Origin of the sequence: Paenibacillus sp. SC116, from assembly GCF_024733555.1 — a bacterium.
GTDB lineage: Bacteria > Bacillota > Bacilli > Paenibacillales > Paenibacillaceae > Paenibacillus_B.
The window spans coordinates 368,341-394,596 of record NZ_JANIOF010000005.1; the positions used below are offsets into that span (position 1 = coordinate 368,341).

At 43.9% G+C, this 26,256-nt stretch carries 24 protein-coding genes; 4 read left to right on the plus strand and 20 right to left on the minus strand.

Going from position 1 to position 26,256, the window contains the following annotated elements:
• Positions 1-132 precede the first annotated feature (132 nt).
• The 4 genes from NQ117_RS19930 to NQ117_RS19945 form a co-directional block, all read right to left on the minus strand.
• Complete coding sequence (locus tag NQ117_RS19930; RefSeq protein ID WP_258279760.1) at positions 133-552, minus strand: hypothetical protein; 420 nt, start codon at positions 550-552, stop codon at positions 133-135.
• 142 nt (positions 553-694) lie between these two features.
• Positions 695-841: a hypothetical protein gene (locus NQ117_RS19935; RefSeq protein WP_258279761.1), complete on the minus strand. Its 147-nt coding sequence runs from the start codon at positions 839-841 to the stop codon at positions 695-697.
• Positions 842-912: 71 nt separating this feature from the next.
• Positions 913-1,362 (minus strand): D-aminoacyl-tRNA deacylase, encoded by a 450-nt coding sequence (dtd, locus tag NQ117_RS19940; protein WP_258279762.1) that lies wholly within the window; start codon positions 1,360-1,362, stop codon positions 913-915.
• Between the two features lie 133 nt (positions 1,363-1,495).
• Positions 1,496-3,697, minus strand: coding sequence for a RelA/SpoT family protein (locus tag NQ117_RS19945; RefSeq protein WP_258279763.1), 2,202 nt, complete (start codon positions 3,695-3,697; stop codon positions 1,496-1,498).
• Positions 3,698-3,989: 292 nt separating this feature from the next.
• Here NQ117_RS19945 and uraA point away from each other — a divergent pair, with 292 nt between their 5' ends.
• Positions 3,990-5,267, plus strand: coding sequence for a uracil permease (gene uraA, locus NQ117_RS19950; protein ID WP_258279764.1), 1,278 nt, complete (start codon positions 3,990-3,992; stop codon positions 5,265-5,267).
• A gap of 106 nt (positions 5,268-5,373) precedes the next feature.
• Here uraA and NQ117_RS19955 read toward each other — a convergent pair whose 3' ends face one another.
• The 5 genes from NQ117_RS19955 to NQ117_RS19975 form a co-directional block, all read right to left on the minus strand.
• Positions 5,374-5,886, minus strand: coding sequence for an adenine phosphoribosyltransferase (locus NQ117_RS19955; protein WP_258279765.1), 513 nt, complete (start codon positions 5,884-5,886; stop codon positions 5,374-5,376).
• Between the two features lie 108 nt (positions 5,887-5,994).
• Positions 5,995-8,391 (minus strand): single-stranded-DNA-specific exonuclease RecJ, encoded by a 2,397-nt coding sequence (gene recJ / locus NQ117_RS19960; RefSeq protein ID WP_258279766.1) that lies wholly within the window; start codon positions 8,389-8,391, stop codon positions 5,995-5,997.
• Between the two features lie 186 nt (positions 8,392-8,577).
• On the minus strand, positions 8,578-9,492 hold the full coding sequence (gene secF / locus NQ117_RS19965; RefSeq protein ID WP_258279767.1) for a protein translocase subunit SecF: 915 nt from the start codon (positions 9,490-9,492) through the stop codon (positions 8,578-8,580).
• Positions 9,482-10,762, minus strand: a complete 1,281-nt coding sequence (gene secD / locus NQ117_RS19970; RefSeq protein ID WP_258279768.1) for a protein translocase subunit SecD — start codon at positions 10,760-10,762, stop codon at positions 9,482-9,484. The genes secF and secD overlap by 11 nt, the downstream gene beginning before the upstream one ends.
• 109 nt (positions 10,763-10,871) lie before the next feature.
• Entirely contained in the window at positions 10,872-11,135 is a 264-nt protein-coding gene (locus tag NQ117_RS19975; protein WP_258279769.1) for a post-transcriptional regulator, read from the minus strand.
• A gap of 188 nt (positions 11,136-11,323) precedes the next feature.
• On the opposite strand from NQ117_RS19975, the gene spoVB reads away from it, so the two are divergent.
• Positions 11,324-12,910, plus strand: coding sequence for a stage V sporulation protein B (spoVB, locus tag NQ117_RS19980; RefSeq protein WP_258279770.1), 1,587 nt, complete (start codon positions 11,324-11,326; stop codon positions 12,908-12,910).
• 33 nt (positions 12,911-12,943) lie between these two features.
• Here the strand turns inward: spoVB and NQ117_RS19985 are convergent, their stop codons facing one another.
• Both NQ117_RS19985 and NQ117_RS19990 read right to left on the minus strand, forming a co-directional pair.
• Positions 12,944-13,798: a DUF421 domain-containing protein gene (locus tag NQ117_RS19985; RefSeq protein ID WP_258279771.1), complete on the minus strand. Its 855-nt coding sequence runs from the start codon at positions 13,796-13,798 to the stop codon at positions 12,944-12,946.
• A gap of 143 nt (positions 13,799-13,941) precedes the next feature.
• Positions 13,942-15,270 (minus strand): ArsB/NhaD family transporter, encoded by a 1,329-nt coding sequence (locus tag NQ117_RS19990; RefSeq protein ID WP_258279797.1) that lies wholly within the window; start codon positions 15,268-15,270, stop codon positions 13,942-13,944.
• A 100-nt stretch (positions 15,271-15,370) separates the two neighbouring features.
• Between NQ117_RS19990 and NQ117_RS19995 the strand changes: the two genes are divergently transcribed.
• Together NQ117_RS19995 and NQ117_RS20000 are read left to right on the plus strand one after the other, a co-directional pair.
• The gene (locus tag NQ117_RS19995; protein ID WP_258279772.1) at positions 15,371-15,775 is read left to right on the plus strand and encodes a TIGR04086 family membrane protein; all 405 of its coding nucleotides are present in this window, start codon (positions 15,371-15,373) and stop codon (positions 15,773-15,775) included.
• Between the two features lie 89 nt (positions 15,776-15,864).
• The gene (locus NQ117_RS20000) at positions 15,865-16,716 is read left to right on the plus strand and encodes a phosphatase PAP2 family protein (protein WP_258279773.1); all 852 of its coding nucleotides are present in this window, start codon (positions 15,865-15,867) and stop codon (positions 16,714-16,716) included.
• Positions 16,717-16,786: 70 nt separating this feature from the next.
• Here NQ117_RS20000 and yajC read toward each other — a convergent pair whose 3' ends face one another.
• The 9 genes from yajC to NQ117_RS20045 all read right to left on the minus strand — a co-directional run bounded on the left by yajC (position 16,787) and on the right by NQ117_RS20045 (position 26,051).
• Positions 16,787-17,107, minus strand: a complete 321-nt coding sequence (yajC, locus tag NQ117_RS20005) for a preprotein translocase subunit YajC (RefSeq protein WP_258279774.1) — start codon at positions 17,105-17,107, stop codon at positions 16,787-16,789.
• An 81-nt stretch (positions 17,108-17,188) separates the two neighbouring features.
• Positions 17,189-18,325, minus strand: coding sequence for a tRNA guanosine(34) transglycosylase Tgt (gene tgt / locus NQ117_RS20010; protein WP_258279775.1), 1,137 nt, complete (start codon positions 18,323-18,325; stop codon positions 17,189-17,191).
• A 45-nt stretch (positions 18,326-18,370) separates the two neighbouring features.
• On the minus strand, positions 18,371-19,402 hold the full coding sequence (gene queA / locus NQ117_RS20015; protein ID WP_258279776.1) for a tRNA preQ1(34) S-adenosylmethionine ribosyltransferase-isomerase QueA: 1,032 nt from the start codon (positions 19,400-19,402) through the stop codon (positions 18,371-18,373).
• An 11-nt stretch (positions 19,403-19,413) separates the two neighbouring features.
• The gene (locus NQ117_RS20020; RefSeq protein WP_258279777.1) at positions 19,414-21,561 is read right to left on the minus strand and encodes a SpoIID/LytB domain-containing protein; all 2,148 of its coding nucleotides are present in this window, start codon (positions 21,559-21,561) and stop codon (positions 19,414-19,416) included.
• Positions 21,562-21,620: 59 nt separating this feature from the next.
• The gene (gene ruvB / locus NQ117_RS20025) at positions 21,621-22,628 is read right to left on the minus strand and encodes a Holliday junction branch migration DNA helicase RuvB (RefSeq protein ID WP_028596077.1); all 1,008 of its coding nucleotides are present in this window, start codon (positions 22,626-22,628) and stop codon (positions 21,621-21,623) included.
• Between the two features lie 34 nt (positions 22,629-22,662).
• The gene (ruvA, locus tag NQ117_RS20030; protein ID WP_258279778.1) at positions 22,663-23,286 is read right to left on the minus strand and encodes a Holliday junction branch migration protein RuvA; all 624 of its coding nucleotides are present in this window, start codon (positions 23,284-23,286) and stop codon (positions 22,663-22,665) included.
• Positions 23,283-23,786, minus strand: a complete 504-nt coding sequence (ruvC, locus tag NQ117_RS20035; RefSeq protein ID WP_258279779.1) for a crossover junction endodeoxyribonuclease RuvC — start codon at positions 23,784-23,786, stop codon at positions 23,283-23,285. The genes ruvA and ruvC overlap by 4 nt, the downstream gene beginning before the upstream one ends.
• Positions 23,787-23,928: 142 nt before the next feature.
• On the minus strand, positions 23,929-25,098 hold the full coding sequence (locus tag NQ117_RS20040; protein WP_258279780.1) for a cation:proton antiporter: 1,170 nt from the start codon (positions 25,096-25,098) through the stop codon (positions 23,929-23,931).
• Positions 25,099-25,298: 200 nt separating this feature from the next.
• Positions 25,299-26,051 carry a BofC C-terminal domain-containing protein gene (locus NQ117_RS20045; protein ID WP_258279781.1) on the minus strand — a complete coding sequence of 251 codons (753 nt, stop codon included), beginning with the start codon at positions 26,049-26,051 and terminating at the stop codon, positions 25,299-25,301.
• Between the last annotated feature and the right edge of the window lie 205 nt (positions 26,052-26,256).

The window sequence follows — 26,256 nt, forward strand, 5'->3', positions numbered from 1 at the left end:
AGCTCAACAGACTACTATTTATAACAATAATGCACAATAAAATACGCGCTCATCAAATGAGCGCGTATTTTATATTCGAATCCGTATTGTATCACAAGTAGTATCGATAATCGAGCTTTCTGCTAAGAAATGCTACTCCACATATGCACCTTGGCGACGAAGAAGTTTGAGTACCTCGATATAATGATTTAAATCCACCTTAACGGAAATGGCATAACTTAAGTCATCAGGTGCTTGCTCACGTTCTTCTGGATAACGTTCATCCTCAACAATTCCAGGTACCTGTCCCTCACTTTGCTCAGATCGCTCGGTTTCATCATTGTTAATGACAACGCCTACACCCGATCCTGCAGGATGCATCGCATTGCCTCCTGCATAGCTGACTCCACCCGGATTAGATGGAATAGGTGCCAACAGCAACTGTCCTTGTCCAAATGGCTCTTCAAGACGACCAATCTCAATGTGCTGTTGTTGTATCCCTAAACTTATAAGTGGAATACGCAACGATTCTGCTTCATTCTCTGTTCTTGTGTAAGCTTGTATATGTTTCATATTTATGTCACCTCTACTGTTTGAGAATAAAGTGTAGCTGCAATTGCTTATTCTCTAATACCCATTAGATAACAAATGTGAAACGGGCTATGTAACATAATCCAATCAAGCTTATCACCTATAACTCCAACTACTACTCATCTTAACGCCGATGATTGGGTTGTTCTCTTCTAGATTGAACCGCTATCGGATCAGCATCTGCTAATTGATTAGCCTGCTCTTTAAGCAGCCCGCCTGTAATCATTGCCTGACTATACTGAATCGCTAATTGCTGTAATGAATGTCGCATGAAATCCGCTCCTATATCTATGATGTAACTAGATGTTAGTATGCGTATTTGAACGACTCTGCTATACATGCTTAGGAACGAGTAGGACTATCAAGCAGAAGAGTGACAGGTCCCCAGTTTGTAAACGTTACATCCATATTGGCACCGAATACTCCGGTTTCTACATGAAGTCCATGACTGCGCAAGCGTTGATTAAATTGCTCGTACAAAAGCTCTGCCTTATCAGGGCGTGCTGCGCCAATAAAGCTTGGTCGCTTGCCGCTGCGACAATCTCCATACAGGGTGAACTGTGAAACAGACAATATCGAGCCTTGAATATCCTGCACAGATAAATTCATTTTCTCCGCTTCATCTTCAAAAATTCTCAGTCCTGCTATTTTATCAGCCAGCCAATTCACATCTTGCTCTGTATCCTCATGGGTTACTCCTACCAGAAGCATGAGTCCACGATCAATTTGACCAACCACTTGCTTATCCACCACTACTTTTGCTTCCTTCGAACGCTGTACGACAACCCTCATCAGACTTATCCCTCCGTATATATAGATAGAGCCACCCCATTTGGGGCGGCCCAGCACAATAGTTTGAATATTACATTTATCCGTATTATTTCACATATGAACGAATCGATCGATTGATCGTAACATACGCGCTCTAGTTCATTATCCGTTGCACGGTATAGACGTCTTTAACACGCTTAATCTTCTCTACCACGGACTGCAAATGCTCCGTGTTGCGAATCAATACCGTCATATGAATCATAGCCAGCTTATTCTTATCTGAACGTCCCGATACAGCTGCAATGTTTGTCTTGCTCTCTGAGACAATTTGCAGCACCTCGTTCAAGAAACCACGACGATCCATACCCGTAATCTCGATATCGACACTGTAATTCGCTTCAACGGATTCTTCCCATTCCACTGCGATAATACGAGCTGCTTCTTCCCCTTCCATTTCTTTGCGAAGGTTTAGACAGTCTGTTCGGTGAACCGATACACCACGGCCACGTGTAACATAGCCGACGATGTCATCTCCAGGAACAGGGTTGCAACATCGTGCAAAGCGAATCAGCATATTGTCAACGCCTTTGACACGAACACCGTTGGTCGGTCTAGGCTTCCGTTCCGATTCCCGCTTTACTTCTTTAACGTCTTTGCCCAATTCGATCTGGGCAGCTTCTTCTGCTTCCTTGCGCAGCTTCTCAGTTAGCTTCGTACACACTTGCGCAGCCGTCAATCCGCTAAAACCAACCGCAGACAACATATCTTCCGTGTCATTGAAGTTAAACTTTTTAGCCGCTTCAAGCAACTTGTCTTCGACCATCCACACTTGAGTATCCAAAGACATTCGCTTCAACTCGCGCTCAATTAGATCACGGCCCTTTTGAACATTCTCTTCCCGTCTTTCTTTCTTGAACCATTGCTTAATCTTCGTCCGAGCATGAGACGATTGTGCGATCTTGATCCAATCCGCACTTGGCCCATAGGAATGTTTGGACGTCAAAATCTCAATGATATCGCCTGTCTTCAGCTGATGGTCAAGCGGAACGATGCGGCCATTTACCTTAGCACCTATCGTACGATTACCTACCTCTGTATGAATACGGTAAGCAAAATCAAGCGGAACGGAACCGCTAGGCAGTTCAATCACTTCGCCTTTAGGCGTAAATACGAATACAAGATCAGAGAAGAAGTCCATCTTTAACGTTTCTACGAACTCGCTTGCATCCTTCGTCTCTTGCTGGAGATCAAGGATTTCACGCAGGAACGTCATTTTTTCTTCAAAACTGCCACCTACAGAAAGTGGAGCGTTGCTTCCTTCCTTACTTCCTTCCTTGTAAGCCCAGTGAGCAGCGATACCGTACTCAGCTGTACGATGCATGTCCCATGTTCGTATTTGAACTTCCGTCGGTTCCCCAGTTGGGCCAACTACAGTCGTATGCAAAGATTGATACATATTCGCCTTAGGCATAGCAATGTAATCTTTAAACCTGCCCGGCATAGGCTTCCATAGTGTATGGATAATGCCTAGTGTAGCGTAGCAATCCTTAATATTGTCAACTAAAATTCGAATCGCAAGCAAATCATAAATTTCATTGAACTGCTTGTTCCTCATCGACATTTTCTTATACACACTATATATGTGCTTCGGTCGTCCAGAAAGATCCGCTTCGATTCCCATCTCATTCAGCTTTTCTTTGATCCGCACGATAACATCTTCGATATACTGCTCGCGTTCAGCACGCTTCTTATGCATTAAGTTAGCAATACGATAGTACTGCTGCGGATTCAAGTAGCGAAGCGCAATGTCCTCCATCTCCCACTTGATCGCGGAAATACCAAGACGATGCGCAATTGGGCAAAAAATCTCCATGGTCTCATAAGCAATACGTCGCTGACTCTCTTCAGATTGGAACTTCAACGTTCGCATATTATGAAGGCGGTCTGCTAGTTTGATTACAATCACTCGGATGTCATTGGCCATCGCGACGAACATTTTGCGATAATTCTCATTTTGCTGCTCTTCCTTAGAACGGAATTGGATCCGCTCCAACTTTGTCAGACCATCAACGAGCATCGCACAAGTTTCGCCAAATTGTTCACGGATTTCATCGAGCGATACAGACGTATCCTCAACGACATCATGAAGCAGTGCAGCCACAACAGAGGTTGGGTCCATCTGCATGCCTACGACAATTTCCGCTACAGCTATCGGATGTAAAATATAAGGTTCTCCTGATTTACGCACCTGCCCGTAATGTGCCCGATCCGCAAATTCATACGCTTCACGAATTCGTTTCAAATCCGGTTCTTTCATGTAGGCAGAAGCCTTATTAATTAAATGGTCGATGCCCATAGGACTCGTCTCGATTCCTTTCTATCCGGGTAACTTGGTTAACCCAGCCCTGTTTACAGATTATCCTATAATTATGCCTTTGAACCGTAGTCGCGTCAATGGTCAACCACAGTTGAATACCATCCTTTTTGTCAAATGATGTCGAAACATGAGTTAGTATATGGAAAAATAAAAATAGGTGTTATATTTTTTGACATGAACTTGCAAAATATACTTGCTTTCTACTCCCACTGCGATGTAAATTATATAGTTAGAATTTATCAATGAACGATATTAAAGGAGTGCATAGGCATTGCAACGCGAAATCCAAGTGTTGGATAAACCACCATTACTACCAGGACTTATGCTAAGTTTGCAGCATTTGTTCGCCATGTTCGGATCGACTGTACTCGTTCCAAACATTTTCAAAGTTGATCCAGGCATCGTTTTACTTATGAACGGTCTTGGCACATTGCTTTACCTTATTCTTTGCAGAGGACTCATTCCTGCTTATCTCGGTTCCAGCTTTGCCTTTATTTCTCCAGTAACCGTCGTGTTAGCTGGCAAAGCCGAGAACTACCCTCAAGCACTTGGTGCCTTTATCGTATGCGGACTTGTATTCGTTGTTGTCGCTCTAATTGTAAAATGGATCGGCACACGCTGGCTGGATGTATTATTCCCACCCGCAGCCATGGGAGCTATCGTAGCGGTTATTGGTCTAGAACTTATTCCTGTTGCGGCTGATATGGCTGACTTTATTCCTGGCCAAGACGGAATCATTAATCCTGAGAATGTGCAACTGGCTCTACTCACTTTAGGTGTTACGGTAATTGGAAGCGTAATGTTCCGCGGATTTCTTAAAATAATTCCAATCCTAATCGGAATTATCACTGGTTATGTGGCTGCTTACTTTATGGGCGTAGTAAATATGGATAGTGTTGCAAATGCACCCTTTTTCAAAATGCCAACGTTCACGCTCCCTGAATTCAATTTGACAGCAATCCTTATCGTATTGCCTGCGGCACTTGTCGTCATCGTGGAACATGTTGGTCATCTTATGGTTACAAGTAACATTGTAGGCAGTGACCTATCCAAGAAACCAGGACTTCATCGTTCTTTACTTGGTAACGGTATCTCCACCATCATTTCTGGATTTTTCGGTTCAACGCCAAATACCACTTACGGTGAAAATATCGGTGTAATGGCGTTAACACGTGTGTATTCTGTCTATGTTATCGGGGGCGCTGCTATTATTGCGATAGTAATGTCATTCTTCGGCAAAGTATCAGCAATCATCGCTAACATTCCTCCAGCTGTTATGGGTGGTGTATCATTGCTGTTGTTCGGTATCATTGCCGCATCAGGCTTCCGAATTTTGATTGAATCCAAAGTAAACCTAGGCAATCCAAAAGAAATGCTGCTCACAACGCTCGTAATTGTCATCGGCATTAGCCATGTACAATTGAAAATTGGAGCTGTCGAGTTAAAAGGAATGGCCTTGGCAACCATACTCGCAATCGTGTTGAATCTATTTTTCATCAGCATTGAAAAGCTTGGACTTTCGAACGACAAAGAACCAGCTTCACATTAATCTTTACTTAATCGAAAAGAACCTTCGACCCACTTCTTCGTGGATGGAAGGTTCTTTTGTTTATCACTTCATTTAACGCAAGACAACGCCCAACGTTAGATTATGATTAATAAGTAACAAGTGAATGAACGTCTACACCTTTAAGCTTCTCACGGCCATCCAAATAGCCAAGCTCGATAAGGAATGCTGCACCGACAACTACTCCGCCCAATTGCTCAATCATTTCGATTGTAGCTGCAATTGTTCCACCTGTCGCCAATAGGTCATCAGCAATCAATACTTTTTGACCTGGTTGAATCGAATCGCGGTGAATCGCAAGCTTGTCTTTACCATATTCTTTACCATATTCCGCTTCAACCGTGTTACCAGGAAGCTTACCGCTCTTACGGATTGGCACAAAGCCTTTACCCATCATAAGAGCAAGCGGAGCACCGATTACGAAGCCGCGAGCTTCTGGACCAGCGATCAAATCGATCTCTTTATCTTCTACCATTTTTCGAATGGAATCGATCGCTTCGCGGTATACATCACCGTCTTTTAGCAATGTTGTAATGTCTTTGAAGCGAATGCCCGGCTCTGGAAAGTCCGGAATAACACGAATATACTCTTTGAAATCCACGAGAGTTCCTCCTTGACGATTAATCAGCAAGCTGATTAACAAATGTTCATAACCATAATAGCAATAACCTCAGCTATCGAAGAGGGATTTCATATAACCCTATCTATTTCACGCAGTCGACACCTGTTGAGACTTTTTACTGCCCCAAAGTGACAATAGCTGTTCTGCCAACTGCTCAGAGGCTGCTTCATTCCATAATGACTCCCAGCGACTTATCGTATCCCATCGCTTGTAATGCTCGGAGGATTCCAATGACACCTTCTGCGGCTTCTCCACAATTTCGTAAGTGCCGCCAGCAGCATGCCCGCTAAACGTAACGAATCCTAATTCTGCGAATACATCCATCAAGTATTCCCACTCACGTGGAGATAGTCCTGACTTGCGAGCTAATGATACTCGTGTACCTTCATCATTCAACCATGTTCCTAACTGTTTGCATGCTGCAAAGGCAGGAATGATACGTTCACGAGCAGGTGGTCTAACTTCCTTCTCAATAGGCCGACGATTCAATATAACATGAATTCGTTCTACATGCGAGAAACGATTTGCCCATTGTTCCCACACCGATGGATGATCAGGTATCGAGCTAATAATAAGATCTCGTATTTTCACATCATCATTAGGTTGCCCATTTGCCATGCTAGTCCATCTTACAAAAGTCTCACCTGCATACACGGTCGCCTCTTCAGGAGTGGTCAGCCATGCAACAGGACCTCGCCCTAAGGACTCAAGCTTGCGCGCCAGCTCAACCGCTGCCACAACAGGCTCCTTTGTACCTCGAAGGTCAATGAGCTGGACATGATTAATACGAATATCTTTCAGCATTAACTGCGGACGACGTGAACCGTTCCACTCATTAACTGACAACTCACCCAAAACATCCACTTGAGCAAGTGGTGAAATGATATCTGATAATTCTCCCCGCTGAAAAGCCACCGCATCCAATGTAGCACGGTCTTGCGATAACATCAACTTCAAATGTTGGCCTTCTTTTCCCATCGTTCGCTTATCTTGTATGGAGGCATCGCGAATGACGATTCGGGGCTGAGGATTTCCCATACCAAATGGCTCTAAATGGCTTAGTTCATCTATAACCTTGAGCGGTACATCTTTCAGCGCACATACCGCATCAACATCGGTACAAGGTACAAAATGTTCAGGTGTTAACTGCGTTTCCGCAATGACCTGCATCTTTTCTTCTAGCTCTTGGAGCCTATTAAACGCTATCGTCATTCCTGCAGCTGCGTGATGCCCGCCATAATGTTCAAATAGATCCGCACAATCTGTCATTGCTCCGTACAAATCAAAGCCATCAATGGAACGGGCCGAACCTTTACAGAGCCCTTTTTCGGAATCAATCCCTAAAATAAATGTTGGACGATAATAACGATCTACCAGTTTAGATGCTACGATCCCAATAACACCGACGTTCCACTCTTCGTTAGCCAATACAATGACAGAAGGAACTTCCCCGCCATTCGCTTCTATTTTTGCAGCCATTTGTTTCTCAGCTTCTTTGACGGTTAAGTCGACAATCTTTTGTCGTTCCTTGTTCAGACTGTCTAATTCTTCTGCCAATATTTTAGCTTCCGCCAAATCATCCGCAATAAGCAGTTTAACTGCCAATTCAGCATGCGCTAAACGTCCGCTGGCATTAATACGCGGCGCCATCGAGAACGCAATGTTCGTGGCCACAAGCTGATTGCGATCTACGCCGCCTATATCTAGCAACGCTTGGATACCTGGATAGATCGTTCGTTTCATTCGTTGTAATGCTTCACGGACGATTACGCGATTTTCTCCTACCAATGGCATTAAGTCTGCGACTGTACCAATGGCAGCAATCTCAAGCAAATGCTCTGGCACTTTGCCCAATAAGGCATGAGCAAGCTTAAATGCAACACCGACACCCGCCAATCCTTTGAATGGATACGGACAGGTTGGAAGCTTAGGGTTTACTAATGTATAGGCTTCAGGCAACACAGCTGGCGGTTCATGATGATCGGTGACAACAACATCCATGCCAAGCTGCTTCGCATAGGCTATCTGATCGACAGCACTGATACCCGTATCGACCGTTATAATTAAGCTGACCCCTTGCTCTTTAGCTAAATCAAGTGCAGCATTGTTTAGACCATAACCTTCCTTCGCACGATGAGGAATATAATAATCAAAATGAGCCCCTAATTCTCTCATGACGAAAACCATTAGCGTCGTACTCGAAACACCGTCCGCATCATAGTCCCCATATATTCGAATATGCTCCTTCTGTTCTACAGCTCGATGAATACGCTCTACAGCTTCTTTCATTCCAGCTAACAGGTAAGGATCATGAACAGCCTCTAAATTATCATAAAGGAAACTGTGGACACCGTCTCCATCTTCGATGCCTCGAACGATCAGCAGCTTGGCTAAAAGCGGAGAAATACCTGCTTCTGCAGCTAATTGTTCAGCTTTTTGTTCTGACACTTCTGCACAGCGCCAACGAGTTCGTGATTGAAGCATACCATTCTCCTTTAACATTCATTTGACATTAACTTTAGAGCTAACATGCCCCTCAATTAACACATCTGAGCCGCGTCTAGGAAGACGCGGCTCAGCTACAGATGGAATCTTTAATGAACACATCGACACAGCGTTCTACCTGTGTTCAGTGTGTGCATCAAGCACCAAAACTATCACATATATTGATTATACTTCTTGCGGCTTGCGATTGTTAGGCTTTTTATCTCCTGCACGTTCGCGAAGCACAACCCACAGCGGGCTGGCAATAAAGATCGAAGAGTATGCACCGAATGCCAAACCGATTACGATTGCAAGCGAGAACATACGGATCGACTCACTACCAAAGATGAGTAAACATATTGCCGTGACTAGAACAGTAAGCATAGTGTTAATCGTTCTTGTGAGCGTCTGGTTAACACTTGAATTAACCAGTTTGTCTAGATCGCTGCGGTTACGAAGTTTCGCAAAACGTAGATTCTCCCTGATACGGTCAAAGATAACGATTGTATCATTGATAGAAAAACCGATGATCGTTAAAACTGCAATAATAAACGGAAGGTTTACCTCCAAATTGAAAATGGAGAACACACTGATAACCATAAACGCATCATGCAGCAAAGCTACGATAGCCGCGATCGCGAATCTCCATTCAAAGCGGATACTTACGTAAATGATAATACCGATGGAGGCAATCAATACGGAGTAAATCGCATTTCGCTGAAGTTCACGAGCAATTTCCACATCGACAATATTCACTTCAATAGAAGAACCAGGAGAAAGTTTTTCAATATCTTTCTTCAACTGAGCCTCTTCCGTATCTGTAAGAACCTCTGTGAATCGAATTGCCATACGCTCGCTGCCCTCTGTGATAGCAGGGGGCTTCTCGAGTTTATAACCAGCCAAAACTTGTTCCATTTGCTGCTTACTAACTGGTTGTTTCAAGGTGATGTCTATATTTGTACCAGAGCTAAAGTCAACCCCGTAGTTTAATCCGCGGAATGCTAATGTTCCAACACCAAGAAGCGTAATGACGATCGAAAAAATGAAGAAGAACTTACTTACCTTCATGAAATCGAAATTATAACTAGTCTTAAAGTTCACGGATTTCACTCTCCTTCACACCAAAGTAAGACGGCTTGTTGAGTTTATTGCTTCTCACAAGCAACTGCAAGAATATGCGGGAGAGGAATACATTCGTGAAAATACTAATAACGACTGTAAGCATCATAATGAACGCAAAGCCTTTAACTTGGCTCTCGCCGAGAGCATACATAACACCACCAGCAATGATCGTCGTTACGTTAGCGTCAAGAATAGTACGGAACGAGCTCTTGGAACCTGCTTTTACTGCAGAAGAAACGGATTTCCCTGCTCGCATTTCTTCCCTAATACGCTCATACGTAATAATGTTCGCATCCACAGCCATACCAAGACCTAGTATAAACGCCGCGATACCTGGCAAAGTAAGCGTCGTATCAGACAACCAGAATACGACGAAATGGAGCCAAATAAATAGAATCAAGGAGAAGCTAGCAATAATACCAGGCAAACGGTAGTAAATTAACATAAAGATCAATACCAATACGGTACCAATGACGCCCGCTTGAATCGTTTGATTCAGTGAAAGTTGACCTAGGGAAGCTGATACGCTCTGCGTATACTTCTCTGTCAGCTTGAGCGGTAAGGAGCCTAAGTTGATCGTATCTTTAAGCTCATTTGCTTCCTCCTGGCTTGCTTGTCCTGTAATGGTAGCCTCAGTACCTGTGATCGGGAATTCCACGTTTGGTGCCGAAATCATTTTCTCATCCATAAAGATAGCTAAGCGATTACGAGACTGGGATGGATCAGGGTTAGCTAATTTAGATAGCCTCGTCGTAATCTCTCCGAATTTTTGTCCGTCTTTTAGTTTGATTGCGACTACTGGTCTTCTCAAATCATCAGAAATGACCGAAGCGCCACCTTCAACAAAGTCCGTACCTTTCAGTTCTACTTTACAGTAGTCAGTCGGGCTCATACATCCGTCGGAGCTGCGGAACGTAAGAACAGCTGGACTTTTCAGTTTCTTACGCACTGTTTCTTCGTCCTGAACATCTGCCAGTTTAACACGGATTCGGTTTGTACCCTCCGTCGTTATCTCAGGCTCACTTGTTCCTGTTGCATTGATACGTTTTTCCAAACTTTTAGCGGTCTGTACGAGCGCATCTGATGTCACCTTGCCACCTGGTTCAAGAGGTTCAGCTTCATATAAAATTTCGAAGCCGCCTTTCAAATCTAGGCCAAGGTGAATCTTGTTGAGGATCGTAGGGCTCGTCCAAATAATAACTCCAAGCGATACGACCACGATGAACAAGAACGTCATCACCCTTTTCATTTCGTCCCCATTCCCCTTTCATATTCAATATTTCTATTATATCGACGGTCAAAAAACGAGTCAATTTTTCATTAGTCGCCTTAGTCGCCGCAAAAAAAGCCTCTCCTTATTAAAAGGGAGACCCTTTATAGGCAGCCATCGTTACATAGTTCATAAACTGTGTCGCTTTGAGCGACAATATGTCGTTCACGATACGATGAAGTGGCGGCTCCGCCTTTTCTTTCTTGTAACGTGCACTCACACATTCCCAAACTTCCTTGTCTGTCACATACTCATAACCTAGCAAATGAAACTCTTCTGCTTTGCTCTGACAGAGAAGCTCGATATCTTGATCTAAGATGCTGCTGATCCGTCTTTCTAAAACTTGATCCATAGCGAAAGCCTCTCCTTTTCCTTCTCCAGTTCCCCACTGTCATTGTAAATTCGCGCTAAGCCTGTCATGTTCCTGCTTGCCATCATTAATTGAAACAAAAAAGCCTGTACATGTCCAATCGGACAACTGCATACACATGAGTACAAAGAATACGTTGTACAAGTCTGCCCTTAAGCGAGGGATCGTAAATGAAAAAGCAAACCTTTATACAAGGAACACTTATCTTATTTGCAGCAGGTTTATTAAACCGAATATTAGGCTTCATCCCCCGTATTACACTACCTCGTATTATTGGGGCAGAAGGGGTTGGCCTTTATCAGCTTGGATACCCATTTCTTCTCGTTATGCTGACCATTATAACTGGCGGTGTTCCACTTGCGGTCGCAAAACTCGTAGCTGAAGCGGATTCAGTAGGCAATCAACAACGTGTCCGCAGCATCGTACGTGCGGCTTTATGGATGACAAGCTCTGTTGCTATCGTCTTAACTGTCACAAGTTTGACATTATCATCGTGGATTACAACACATGTGTTGACAGATGATCGTGTCTATTACACATTCCTCTTTATGACACCAAATATTATTATCATTGCGGTTGCTTCTGTGCTGAGAGGCTACTTTCAAGGAAAACAGAACATGATTCCGACAGCGGCATCTCAAGTAACGGAAACACTCGTTCGCATCGTAACTGTTATTGGTGGTGCATATTTGCTGCTTCCATATGGTTTAGAGTGGGCTGCTGCTGGTGCCATGCTTGGAGTCGTTGTAGGCGAACTGAGCGGCTTGTTAGTGCTGGTGCTGCAGTGGCGGCGTCATCATAAGAAAAAGGACGGAGCAATCGACGCCACGGCTAACAACGTGCTCGCTTCACAACCCGTAGAACAAGAACGCCCCGCTTGGCGGAGCTTAGTACGAATTGCCCTCCCTGTAACAGGGGGGAAGCTAATTGGCTCTTTATCCTACTTGCTGGAATCCATTACGATTGCTCGCAGTCTTGCTGCTGCCGGTATCGTAACGGCAGTCGCTACGGCCCAATACGGCGCTTTACAAGGGATGATCATTCCAATTTTGCTGCTGCCAGGTGCATTAACCTATTCTTTATCCGTTTCATTAGTACCCTCTTTATCCGAGGCTTACGGACGAAAAGATATGGCCACCATTCATATGCGTATGCATCAAGCTATCCGCTTAGCTTTAGTGAGCGGCGCTCCCTTTGCCGTCGTTATGTATATACTGGCATTGCCACTTTGCAGTGTACTCTATGACGATATTTCAGTAGCTCCCATGCTGCAATGGATGGCTCCAGTTGCGATTTTTATATACTTGCAAGCCCCGCTGCAAGCTGCATTACAAGCACTAGATCGTCCTGGAATGGCATTAATGAACACATTTGTAGGGGCGATCGTGAAGTTAGGGCTTATCATCCAACTCGCTTCGATGCCCCACCTTGGGATTCAAGGTGCTGTCATCGCCATTAATGTTAATATTTTGATCGTTACCTTGCTTCACGGGTGGAGCCTGATCCGAACGTTTAAAATAAAAATTACGTGGATTGACTTTGCAAAAGTCGGCGTCGCCATGATTATTATCGCTGGTGCTATTCAAGCAACATATCAGCATTTCCCATTAACCAACTCTGTTTTTGTTCGCTTAAGTGCAGCATGCCTTGTAGGGCTATGCCTCTATGTTGCGCTCCTTATTATGATGAGACTTATCGATCGAAACGATTTAACCCGTCTCCCCCTTATCGGACGCTTTCTATCTAGCCGCACCTAACCTAACGGTGTGACGGGTCTTGTATGCGATGTTTTAACGAGGAGGTTTTGGATCCATTTTGTCTACAAAAATGCGTCCCCGATGATCGATAGAGCAAAAAAATACATCTTTAAATTCATGAGCACCTTTTTGCTGGATTTGATTTTTTAACCAGAATCGTGTCTTCTCGATCTTCTCTAAATTGGAATCCATAACACGACCATCCATAATCAGCGGTAAAGGAAGCGATGTAAATTTAATACGATCAGGATGCTCCAACACAGGTTGATCTCTTTTATGCAGCGTGTTACTTGTACTCGTGTTAAATGAAAGCTCAGTACTACATTCATTATCCGTATTTTTTTGTGACATGCTGGTACTTACCTGTGCAACAGAATAAGCGCTGCTCTCCTCATCTTCCGTGGAGGCTACAACTTGTTCATCACTGCTATTGCCAGCATGTTCTCTTAGAAACACGGTTAATTTGCCTGTTGGCTCCAAAATAGCGAACTGAACGTCCTGAACACTGTCTATCCCCTGCTCTCGAAGTTGAAGCATTAAATCGTCCAAATTATAACGCTGTTTGCGCATTTCCTCGCGATTAAGCTGCCCTTGATTAATAATAAAGCTCGGATTCCCATCAAAGAAACAGCGTATCCGTCTATTTTTCATTGCCAGTATCGCTAATGCAATCTGGATCAGGACAAGCACACCCATTGGTACTAAACACTCCCATAACGGTTTATGGGCATCCTCAATACCAAATACAGCAATCTCCGCAATCATAATCGAGATTACTAAGTCGAAAATAGACAGCTTTCCAATTTCTCGCTTCCCCATTAATCGCATCACACTAAAAACAGCAAAATACATCAATATCGTACGGAAAATAAGTGTACCAAATACCACTGCGATAACCTCCTCACAGCCTTAATCCGATGTCCAGAATCCAGAATGGAGAGAGCTGCTACAACAGGTATTCTCACCGTAGCCATCCCTTAACATACGAATCAAGTTCTTGAGAAGTTTACCAATCCAACTCCACACATGTTCTAGCCGACAAGCAGAAACAAATATACGGTCGCAATTAGAAGAGACAACAAAGTAATCGGCGCTCCTATTTTTAAAAATTCCCAGTAACTAAATCCTTTGCCCTCCCGCTTCGCCATACCTGCTACAATTACGTTTGCGGATGCACCCAGCACCGTTCCGTTCCCGCCTAGACAAGCACCTAATGCCAACGCCCACCACAATACATTCGTTTCATTTGGGTCAGTCACTCCCATTTGCACACCGACATCTTGAATCAGAGGTATCATCGTAGCTACAAACGGGATATTATCAATCGTTGCCGAAGCAATTCCCGATACCCATAACACAAACATCGTTGTGTTCAACATATCCCCTTTCGTTACATCCAAAGTCAGCCTCGCAAGTTGTTCAATGATGCCGACTTCCACCAAACCTCCAACAAGAATAAATAAGCCAATAAAGAAAAATATCGTCACCCACTCCACATGACTGAATGCTTCTTCAATTTCTCGTTCGGTTTGCGTACTTAGCAATATGGCTGCCCCAGCTAAAGCAATGACAGATGGCTCAATATGTACAACCGCATGAAAGGCAAACCCGATAATGGTCATTATAAGTACGGCTACAGATTTCACAACTAGCCGTTTGTCAGTAATATAGTCCTCTGCAGATAGTTCCATTAGCGCTTCCTTCTGTTTCATCCCTACTTGTAGCTGCTTACGGTAAATAAGGACAAGTACAAACAGAACGACTATCATAATAACAAATGTGACAGGCGCTAAATATTGCAAGAACATGTTAAACGTTAAATGTTTATTGGCTGATCCAATCATAATGTTGGGCGGATCTCCGATCATAGTTGCCGTGCCACCGATATTAGCACTAATAATCTCGGCAATAAGATACGGTACTGGATTGATTTGCAAAATACGTGTGATTGAGAACGTAATCGGTACCATTAAAAGAACGGTTGTTACATTGTCCAAAAAGGCTGATCCTAGAGCTGTGAGCGAGGACATAATGATTAGAATACGTATCGGTTTGCCTTGTGCTTTCTGCGCTGCCTTTACCGCTACATATTGAAATATCCCACTCTTGTTGGCAATGCTTACGAGTATCATCATGCCGATAAGCAGAAATATGGTGTTCCATTCCACATGCTTCGTAAAGGCAAGCTGAGGCGGTACAATATGCAAAATCAACATGACAACGGCACCCAACAATGCGATAACAGCGCGATTCATTTTCTCTGTGATGATAATAGAGTAGGTTAATAAAAACACGATTACCGCTGCTGTCACTTGCCAAGTTTGCTCCATAACTTCCATCTTCACTTTCCTCTTTTCTATGTAAGCATGAATTCGTAAGATGTCATGGCTATATCTTTGTACTATTTCCTATAGCTTGCCCATACGATGGTACAAACAGAATGTCAGAGGGAGGATTTATATGAACGCAATGCAGCGCTTTAGCTCAGGTAAGTTAAGCCACCCGTTATTGGCTGGAATCGGCTATGCTTTTTTATGGCTCGCCATTGGTGCTTTAGCCCTTTCTATTTTGTTAGTTGCTACTTCAACCCAAGAAGACAATCTAACCAAGTACAGCTACTTTGTACACGGCTTTGCTTTACTAATCGGTGGCTGGACATCAGGGAAGCGCAGTGGAAGGAAAGGCTGGTATTACGGAGGAGTTACAGGCATACTATACGCCTTGCTTGTATTTGTCATTGGTTTTCTAGCATTGGATATGCAATGGGATGCTATCAAATGGATTGCATTAGCAGCGGCTTTTGGCTTATCAGCTCTTGGCGGAATATTCGGGGTTAATGTAAGCAAAGACAGTAAATCCAAGTAATGGGTTTTGTTCTTGGTGTGTTCCTATTCTCGGTATGATATACTATGGGAGGCTCATACATTATTTCATACTAGAATTAGGGGGATACTATGGTACTTTTTGAATCGATGCAGACGGTCGCTATCTGGTCCGTTGTATTTATTCTATTGCTTGCTTGGATTGGTTCTGGCAAGCAGCCAGTCTACATCATTCGTTCATTTGTCAAACTCATCATTCATTCAAGACCATTTCTTATCGCCTTTGTTTCATTTATGTTTCTTCTTGTCGTTAATAAATATCAATTAGATCTAGAAGCAATGATGTCTATTACTTGGGACTTCACACCACTGATTCATCAAATAGAGGGCCAGTTTGTCTATCATCTGCAACAGTTGGTTGAGCATCCTGCTCTTACACCTATATTTGCTTTTTTCTATTTAGTTATTTTCCAAGCGATTATTATCGCTTCTATAGGAATCTATGCAGCTAAGGGACTTAATTCGTTCGCGGTTGCTATCTGTTATGCGATTACATTTAATTATATTATTGCCATACCCTTTTACTTATGGGTTCCTGTAGATGAAGTGTGGTCTTATGCTCCTTCAGGTGTCTCTTTTCTTATGCTGGACTCTTTCCCAACGTTTGAAGAGAACTACCGGGCATTTTCGGGACTCAATAATTGCTTCCCGAGTCTTCATACTTCCATCTCTGCCACAGTCGCAATGATAGCATGGCGATCAGGCATTCGCAGATGGATATGGATTGCTTGTCCAAGTGCAGTTATTATTATTTTCTCCATTTTCTATCTCGGTATCCACTGGGTATCGGATATGTTTGCAGGTATTGCGCTTGCGGCAGTATGCAGCTGGATTGGATTGAAACTTGCGGGTATTTCCACGTTCCAAACCAAGACTACGATTAGCGCAGAACAGCAAACTAGCCGCTCCTTGGCTGATTCTTAATGAATGGATATCATAAAAAAGAACCTTCTAACCACTATGCAGTGGAATAGAAGGTTCTTTTCTTTATCTACTAAGCTTTAGCAGCTTCTTCAGTAGAAGCTATAACGTGGCTGATTGCATTGCGATCGAATGTCATCTTCGTAACATCATTTACGCGAATCACAACAACATCGTCAGTGATTTCAAGGATATGGCCGTGAAGTCCACCGATCGTTACAATTTTATCGCCTTTTTTCAAAGCGCTAAGCATCGAATTACGCGTTTTTTGCTTTTTCTGTTGCGGACGAATCAACAAGAAATAAAAGACCGCGAACATCGCACCGAATGAAAGCACCATTCCCCAAATGGAACCACCAGCAGCAGGAGCTGCAGCTAAAAGAAGTTCATTCATGATAAAATCCCCTTTTCATTTTAAATCTATGTAAGGAACCCTGATCGCTGTATCAGCAACCAGGACCATCCATGCAACTAATTAGAAGCCGCTCTCATTATTGGCCATGCCATAATTTTCAAAGAACTCATCACGGAAATCTCTTAGTCGATCTTCGCGAATTGCTTCTCTTACTTGAGCCATCATATTCAATAGGAAATGCAAGTTGTGATAAGTCGTCAAACGAAGCCCAAATGTTTCATCGGCCTTGATCAAGTGGCGCAAATACGCTCTTGAATAGTTTTTACACGTATAACAACTGCAATTCGGATCAAGCGGTCCGAAGTCACGCTGATACTTCGCATTACGGACAACGAGTCTTCCTTGGCTTGTCATAGTTGTACCATTACGCGCAATACGCGTTGGCAATACGCAGTCAAACATGTCAACTCCACGCATCGCACCTTCGATAAGCGCATCAGGTGAACCTACACCCATCAAATAGCGAGGCTTGTTCGTTGGCAGCAATGGCATTGTCGTATCAAGCGCTTCATACATCAAGTGCTTAGGCTCTCCAACACTCAGTCCACCAATAGCATACCCCGGGAAATCCATCGAAGTCAAATCCATCGCACTTTGCTTACGCAAGTCCGCATACATACCACCTTGCACAATCGCAAACAAAGCTTGATCGTGAGGTCGAGCATGACTTTCAAAACAACGTTCCGCCCAACGAGTCGTACGCTCCAAGGAATGCTTAACATAAGCATGGTCAGCTGGATAAGGAGCGCATTCATCGAATGCCATCATAATATCTGGCCCAAGAGCATTTTGAATCTCCATTGCTTTCTCTGGTGAAAGGAACAGCTTGTCCCCGTTTAAGTGAGAACGGAAGTGTACTCCCTCTTCTTCAATTTTACGCATATCACTCAAACTAAATACTTGGAAGCCGCCGCTATCCGTCAGAATCGCACGATCCCAGTTCATAAACTTGTGCAGACCGCCTGCCTCACGAATAACCTCATGACCCGGACGCAACCACAGATGGTACGTATTACTTAAAATAATACGCGCCTCCATCTCTTTTAATTCCTCTGGGCTCATTGTTTTTACCGTCGCAAGTGTTCCTACTGGCATAAATATCGGTGTCTCGAATGACCCGTGCGGCGTATGAACACGTCCAAGACGCGCACCAGTTTGCTTACATGTTTTTATTAATTCATAAGTAACAGCTGCCATTAGCTTTGATCATCCTAACTATTATCAAATTTCAACGATTCAAACTCACTTATAAATGAACATAGCATCGCCAAAGCTGAAGAATCGATACTCCTCTTTAACCGCTTCCTCATAAGCTTTTAGAATGCATTCTCTTCCCGCCAGCGCACTTACCAACATGACAAGTGTAGATTTAGGCAAATGGAAGTTTGTTAATAATGCATCAACGATTTGAAACTCATATCCTGGATAAATGAAAATATCTGTCCATCCGCTGCAAGCCTGCAGCTCTTGATTCAAATGTTGCTGTGCAGCCGTCTCCAAAGTACGTGCTGATGTCGTACCTACAGCTACAACACGTCCACCTTGCTGCTTCGTTTCACGTATAAGCGTAGCTGTTTCTTCAGAGAGCTCATAATGCTCTGCATGCATAACATGATCTTCTGTGCGCTCCGCTGACATCGGACGGAACGTACCAAGCCCTACATGAAGCGTAACATAAGCGATTCTCACACCTTGCTTCTGGATCTCATTTAACAAATCCGTTGTAAAATGAAGTCCTGCTGTTGGTGCCGCTGCCGAGCCCTCATGCTTCGCATATACCGTTTGATACCGCTCTCTATCTGAAAGCTGCTCTTTAATATATGGCGGAAGGGGCATTTCCCCTAACCGATCTAAAATTTCTTGAAAAATGCCTTCATATTCAAAACGCAGCACACGAGCTCCCATATCACGCTCTTCTGTGACGACAGCTTTCAACTCATCACCGAATTGAACCACCGCGCCCAGCTTCATTCGCTTCGCAGGCTTCACAAGCGCTTCCCAGCAGTTATCCTGCTCTTGCTTCAAAAGCAGCACTTCAACCTTAGCACCCGTATCAGGCTTTACACCAAATAAGCGGGCAGGGATAACACGCGTGTTATTAAGCACAAGCAAATCACCAGGCTTCAAATACTGTGTAATCTCTGAGAACGAATGATGCTCCAACTCACAGCCATTACGATTCAATGTTAGGAGCCTAGAAGCTGTGCGATCAAGCAACGGCGTTTGTGCGATTAAATGTTCTGGCAAATGAAAATCAAATAAGTCCACATTCATAATTGTCCGTCCTATCGTGTCACTAACTCAACATTATTGTAGTAGTATTTCAGAATTTGCTCATAGTCATACCCTTTATCAGCAAGCCCTTTAGAACCCCATTGAGACATTCCGACACCATGGCCGAAACCTTTTCCATGGAAGAAGAACAACGGTTCTTCAGAAATAACTGATGCTTTACCGCCACCATCCAATACGATCGTGTTCTTAGATAAAGGCATAGCTCCTTCACCTGTTCCACTCACCGCATATTGGCCATTAATACCGTGGACAGTTGATGCTTTGCCGTCAGCTCCTGTTACTTTAAATACACTTGTCATTTCAATATCAAAGAGCGTACTCGGCAGCCCGCCGAATACAGTGCGGAACTGATCGGGATATTTCACTTCGATTGGTACGCCATTAGCGTGAACTTCTATCGCTCGTCCAGATGGACCGCGCTTCACAACTTCCAATTCCGTTAAAGTGCCTTTCCAAGTAACCTTAGAAACTTTACGAATCATCTCTGTAAGTTGAGCGCTCGTATACGGACCCCGTACCCAAGTATATTCGTTGGATTCAGCAACTGTATCCAATATAACAAGTTGAGTTCCTTTATTAATCGTAGCAACCGGCTTTACACTAGATTGAATCGTTGGATTCGGTCTAACGTTCGTCCCATTCTCCACAGCAACTGCTACTTCTAAGCTGCCTAAATCCTTCTGTGGAAGCTTATTCACCGTATCTTCTCTTACATAGCCAACTTTACCATTTGGCATTGCTACGTAATACCATGACTTCAGGCCCTTTTGTGCAACATGATCAGGACTCTCTACCGCATGGAAATATCCGTAGTTGCCTCCCCATACTTCGGATGGATGCGCAGTCATCCCGCCGGCATTGGAGTTGAAGATCGCTTCAATCAGCTTGCCATTTTGCATGAGAACTTCGCCTGCAGTTGCTTCTACTGCAGCTTGAATCGATGGTTTTTCTTTATCAATGCCATAGTAAGCTTGGCTTAATGTTGTATCTACCACGTTAGCAATCTCGAACTTGCCATTCTGATAGAGCGCAAAAGTACGTGCTGCTACAGCTTGTGCCTTCAAAGCTTCAGCTGGCCAAGTATGATATACTTCGCCACCGACAACCGACACAAGATATTGCTCTAACGGCAGCTCATTTACTAATGCAAGTTCGTTTTTATGCTTGCTAATTTCCATTAGCCCGCGGTATGTACGTCCGTAACGCTCTGTAACTTTGGTTGTGCCTTCGTTTGCAGGCTTGATGATCCATTTGCCATCCCCGTATACGTGGGAACGTTGTAGCGATTGTTTGCCATTTAGCTCAGTTGCATGGATAAGTGCATCAGCATTTGCTTGCGGAGTAGTTGCTTTTATAGAAAGCTTCTGCTCTATTTCTGCTTTTATGCTACCTAGCTGTGCTTCGGTTGATGCTTGTACCCAGACGGCGGTATGCAGTGTGCCCGCACTTTGGATCGTCGTTACGTAAGCGTCAAATTGCTGATCCAGCAGCTTTTGCCGTACCGCTTCTGCTTGCTCAAACGTAGCGTATGTACCGGTTTGTACATAGTTAGGACCAACTGTACTTGGGACATTTCCTAGCAGCAATGTCTTAAGGGCCGCATCCGCTTGCAAACGAGCAGTTGCTTTAGCAGCTTCTGCTTCAGAAGCATACCCGCCAGCATATACAGCGTAATGGTTAACACCTTGCCTTTTGAACTCTAGCATATAGGCCTTGTTGCTTTGCTTTACTTTGGCCAGCGCACGTTCTGCTGCCCCGAGATCCTTTGTCTCCATCACTTTGACCCGATACTGATCCAATGCAAATTTTGCCGAGGACGTATTTAGGCTGCTTGTTGATGCTGCGCCACGTACAGATGCTGTTAGGTTAGTCGTTGTTGTTAACGTTACAGCATCGGTCCTGCCAGGAGACTTGCTTCCCAAGTTCGCAAACAGTGCTACACGAATGGTTTCATCCTGTTGCTTCTTATCATCTAGAACAGGTTGCTCAACTGCCACCTTGTTTCTATCTGTTGCCTTTGCTCCTGCTGCATAGCTAGCCCCTGTTTCTAACCAAGGGACAGCTGCTCCATTCCATAGCAATGCACTTGCAACAACTGCCGCTACAGCAGTACGTGCAAGCTTGTTCCGTACTTTCATGCTAGCTAATCATCCTTCCCCAAGTCTCCCATGACTTTAAGCTTATTATTTAAATATGATCAAGAGCGATTGTCAGGCATCGGTATACCAAGATGCGCATATGCCTGTGGCGTCGCTATACGCCCTCTTGGTGTCCGCTGCAAAAATCCGATCTGAAGCAAGTAAGGCTCGTATACATCTTCAATTGTTTGACTTTCTTCCCCAATCGTTGCTGCGATCGTATCCAGACCAACAGGTCCACCACGGAACTGCATAATCATAGAGCGCAGCATCTTATGATCAATCTGATCCAAGCCCACTGGATCTACCTGAATCATTTCTAGCGCCTCACAAGCAAGCGACTCCGTGATCATGCCATCGCCTTTTACCTGAGCGAAATCTCGCACCCGCTTCAACAAACGATTCGCAATACGCGGTGTTCCCCTAGAGCGGACTGCAAGCTCACGAGCAGCCTGACCCATAATCTCAACACCAAGAATATCTGCGGCTCTTGAGATAATGAAGCTAAGCTCGTCTGTCGTGTAATACTCTAGTCGGCTGACGACACCAAACCGATCACGCAATGGCGCTGACAATAAACCAGCGCGGGTAGTAGCTCCAATAAGCGTAAACTTCGGCAAATCCAAGCGAACCGAACGTGCGCTTGGCCCTTTACCTATAATAATATCAAGCGCGTAATCTTCCATCGCGGGATAGAGTACCTCTTCAACCGTTCGATGCAGACGATGAATTTCGTCAATAAAGAGTACGTCTCCTTCTTGCAAATTTGTGAGAATAGCAGCCAAGTCTCCTGGGCGTTCAATAGCTGGTCCTGAAGTCGTTCGTATGTTCACACCAAGCTCATTTGCAATAATCGTCGACAGCGTCGTCTTACCAAGTCCAGGGGGTCCATACAACAATACATGATCCAAAGCTTCCTTGCGCATTTTAGCTGCTTCGATATATATTTTGAGATTTTCCTTTACCTGACTCTGTCCGATATATTCTGCTAAATATCGCGGTCTAAGGCTAAGCTCAACCGCTTGATCTTCCATCATAAAGTTGGCCGAAATAATACGATCGTCCATCATGTACCGCCTCTCCTGCCATTAACCATCTTTATTACACTACTAACAGTTCCTTAAGTGCTTTCTTCATTAATGAATCTACAGCTTCGTCCGCATGAATTTTATGCTTCAGCTGCTCCCATGCTCGATCAAGCTCTACGTCTCGATAGCCGAGAGCCTTCAATGCTTCACGAGCCTCACCCCATGATGGATGCACATCTCCACCAGAGATGACTGGCGCATCCTCAAATAGTCCTTGCTCAGATGTGAAGTCTAGACCAATATGATTAAGTTTGTCCTTCAAGTCAAGCACAATGCGTTGAGCCGTCTTCTTCCCTATGCCTGGCAGTTTCGTCAAGAAAGTTATATTTTCTTGTTGAATAGCCATGACAAGTGCCTCAGGACGACTGCCCGCCAATATGCCCAGTGCTACTTTAGGGCCTACTCCATTTACCTCAATTAACTTACGGAACAAACGCTGTTCTTCCCTCGACGAGAAACCGAATAGAAGCATGGCATCTTCACGCACATGATGATGTGTATAAACCGTTACCTCACCATCCGTCTTCCCAAATAGATAGGGATTGGGACACAATACACGGTATCCAATACCGTTCACATCTATGACTACATAATCTGATTCCATATGGGCCACTGGGCCGCGAACATAATCTATCATTTCAATCCTGCTCCATTCAATTGTTGATAGAGGCCGCTAGAGTGAGCATGGCAAATAGCCACCGCTAGGGCATCCGCCACATCGTCAGGCTTCGGTACTGTCTTCAGTTTGAGTAGAAGCCGCACCATCTCCTGAACCTGCTTCTTCTCAGCTCCACCATATCCAACTACAGCCTGCTTTACCTGCATAGGTGTGTATTCTGCAATTGGAATTCCTCGCTTGGCAGCTGCCAGTATAATAACCCCGCGAGCTTGCCCAACTGTAAATGCGGTCGTTACATTGCGATTAAAAAACAGCTTCTCAATACCCATCGCATCCGGTTTGTACTGATCCAGCAGTTTCTCTGTCGCTTCATATACTTGAAGAAGCCGTACTTCAGGAGCTGTTGTCGACTCTGTCTGAATAGAGCCATATTGCACCGGTGTTAAGCGGCTTCCGATCTTATCTATGAATCCGAATCCAACGATGGCGATACCGGGGTCAATCCCTAGAATACGCAAAAAAATCTCTCCCTTATCGACATCTGTATCATATAGCGAACATATGTGTTCAACCTATTATAACACAGATCGTAAGGGAGAGAATGCACCTTAAGTCGTTATGAAATTATTGCTGAAACCGAAGATAAAATTAGAGTAAGAACTAGGAAACTTCAACCACATCTTTGTGATTAGATGGCTTGTCCTTAAACGCTATCTTCAAGAACGGTGGAGTCACCAACGTTGTCAAAATAACAACAATGACGATTGGTGTGAAATACTGAATATCAAACAAGTTGCCTGCTAGCCCTGTCGTTGCAATAATAAGGGCTACTTCTCCACGAGAAATCATACCAGCACCGATTCCAATGGAACCTTTACGATCAAATCCAGTCATTCGAGCACCAAGGCCGCAGCCGATCAACTTCGTTAGAATTGCAATAATCGTAAAGACAATAATGAACCACATATGCTCGCCTAGACCTTCAAATGTTACATTCAACCCTACGCTTACAAAGAATATTGGAACGAAAATCGCATATGCAATTGGCTCTAAGCGATGCTCAACTTCATGCTTGAATTTCGTTTGAGAAATTGCAATACCAGCTGCAAACGCTCCGATAATGCTAGCTACTCCCAAGAAATCTGCCATATATGAGAAGAAGAAGCAAATAATAAGCGCAGCACTAATGACGGCTTCTGACACTTTAAGCGGTGACAGCCACTTCATGACTTTCGGTACTGCGAACACGCCAAGTACGAAAGCACCTACGAAGAACAATACCTTTTTACCAATCATCAAACCAAGGGAAGTATCTGTTCCTCCACCCAAGAAGCTGAGCATAAAGGCAAGCATAATGACTACAAGCACGTCGTCAACCACTGCAGCACCTAATATGGTTGTCCCTTCACGCGAGCTAAGTTGATTCATGTCCTTCAACGTTTGTACGGAAATACTAACCGATGTTGCACATAGCAAGAGGCCAATAAACAATGCTTGGTTGGAATCAATACCAAACGATATTGCTCCTAAATAACCTCCAATAAACGGCAAAATAATCCCGCCAATCGCTACAGCAAACGCTGATTTCCAGTTGCGTTTTAACTGCTCTAGGTCTGTTTCCAGTCCCGCGATAAACATCAGCAAAACAACACCGATTTCGGCCATTTCTTTAATAAGTTGGCCATCATTAACCCATCCAAGAACGGCTGGACCAATAAGAATACCGACAAGCAATTTACCAAGTACACTTGGTTGCCCCAAACGTACAGTTAAATCGCCAGCCAGCTTGGTGGACACCAAGATGATAAGTAACATGAGTAAAAGTTCCATGGCATACCATACCCTTTCTCTATATATGTGATCCATAACCGACATCTTTTCTTTATCGTTTGTTAACTTCTCAGGCATTATCCGTTTCTTTATTTAGTTAATACTGTTGCGTAATATCCATGAGAAACCAATTTCATCACAAAAAAAAGAAGGACGTCGGTTACGGCGTCCTACTTATACTACCATATTTATTTAATACGTTAGGGCGATACGGTTGGTTTCATTACTTTCTTGGTATCTTCTACCGCGAAGTCACTAAACGTAGATAGAACGCTAATGTATTCTTCCCTATCACTTATACGTATCCCATTTTTAATTTGCTGCAGCACCTGTGGAGGTAAGGAGCTCTCCATGGACTCGATATCAATTTGAAAAAAGGTTCTGATGACGCGTTCTGCACTTGGAGCACCATCATAAAGTGACAAATTTCCTTCTATGTCCATTCCCATTTGAGCCGAACGTTTACATGTCTCAGACAAATCATCAATTCGCTCTATCAAAATAACCTGCTTTTCCTGATCAATCGTCGGTTCCCAATAGCTGTTCTTATCTAACAGTTGAACAACTTCGTCACGAGACTGCTGTCCCAGATACTGATCTTCAGTACCACATATATACTGTTTACGATGGATTACAGAGAGCTTGCTGTTTGATGTTCCAAAAAGCTGAGCTACTTGCTCCTTGCGTAAATCACTCGTAGAGGCATTGCTGGAGCCACCTTTAGTATTGTTTATATTCGTATCTGCAAGCGATGCGAGTGTCGAAACAGACTCACCAGATAATTCACTCCACTGTTTCACTTTTTCACTCAACATTGCACCTATTGTTAATAACCCAACAATGAACAGAACCGCCCCTAATGCCCATATCGGCCTTCTCCATCGCTTTAACTTCTTCTTCAACTGTCTCATGCGAAATGAAAACCGTGAAACAATGCGATCTCCATCAGCCATAGCTTAAATCCCCTTCATCCTTCTTTTTTTCTAGTGTTGCCAAAGAAAGGGGTAAACTATACGGATTCAGTATAATTATAAATAAAATAACAAAAACCGTTGGCAATTAACCAACGGTTTTTCATAATACTGGTCGGGATGACACGATTTGAACATGCGACCCCTTGGTCCCAAACCAAGTGCTCTACCAAGCTGAGCTACATCC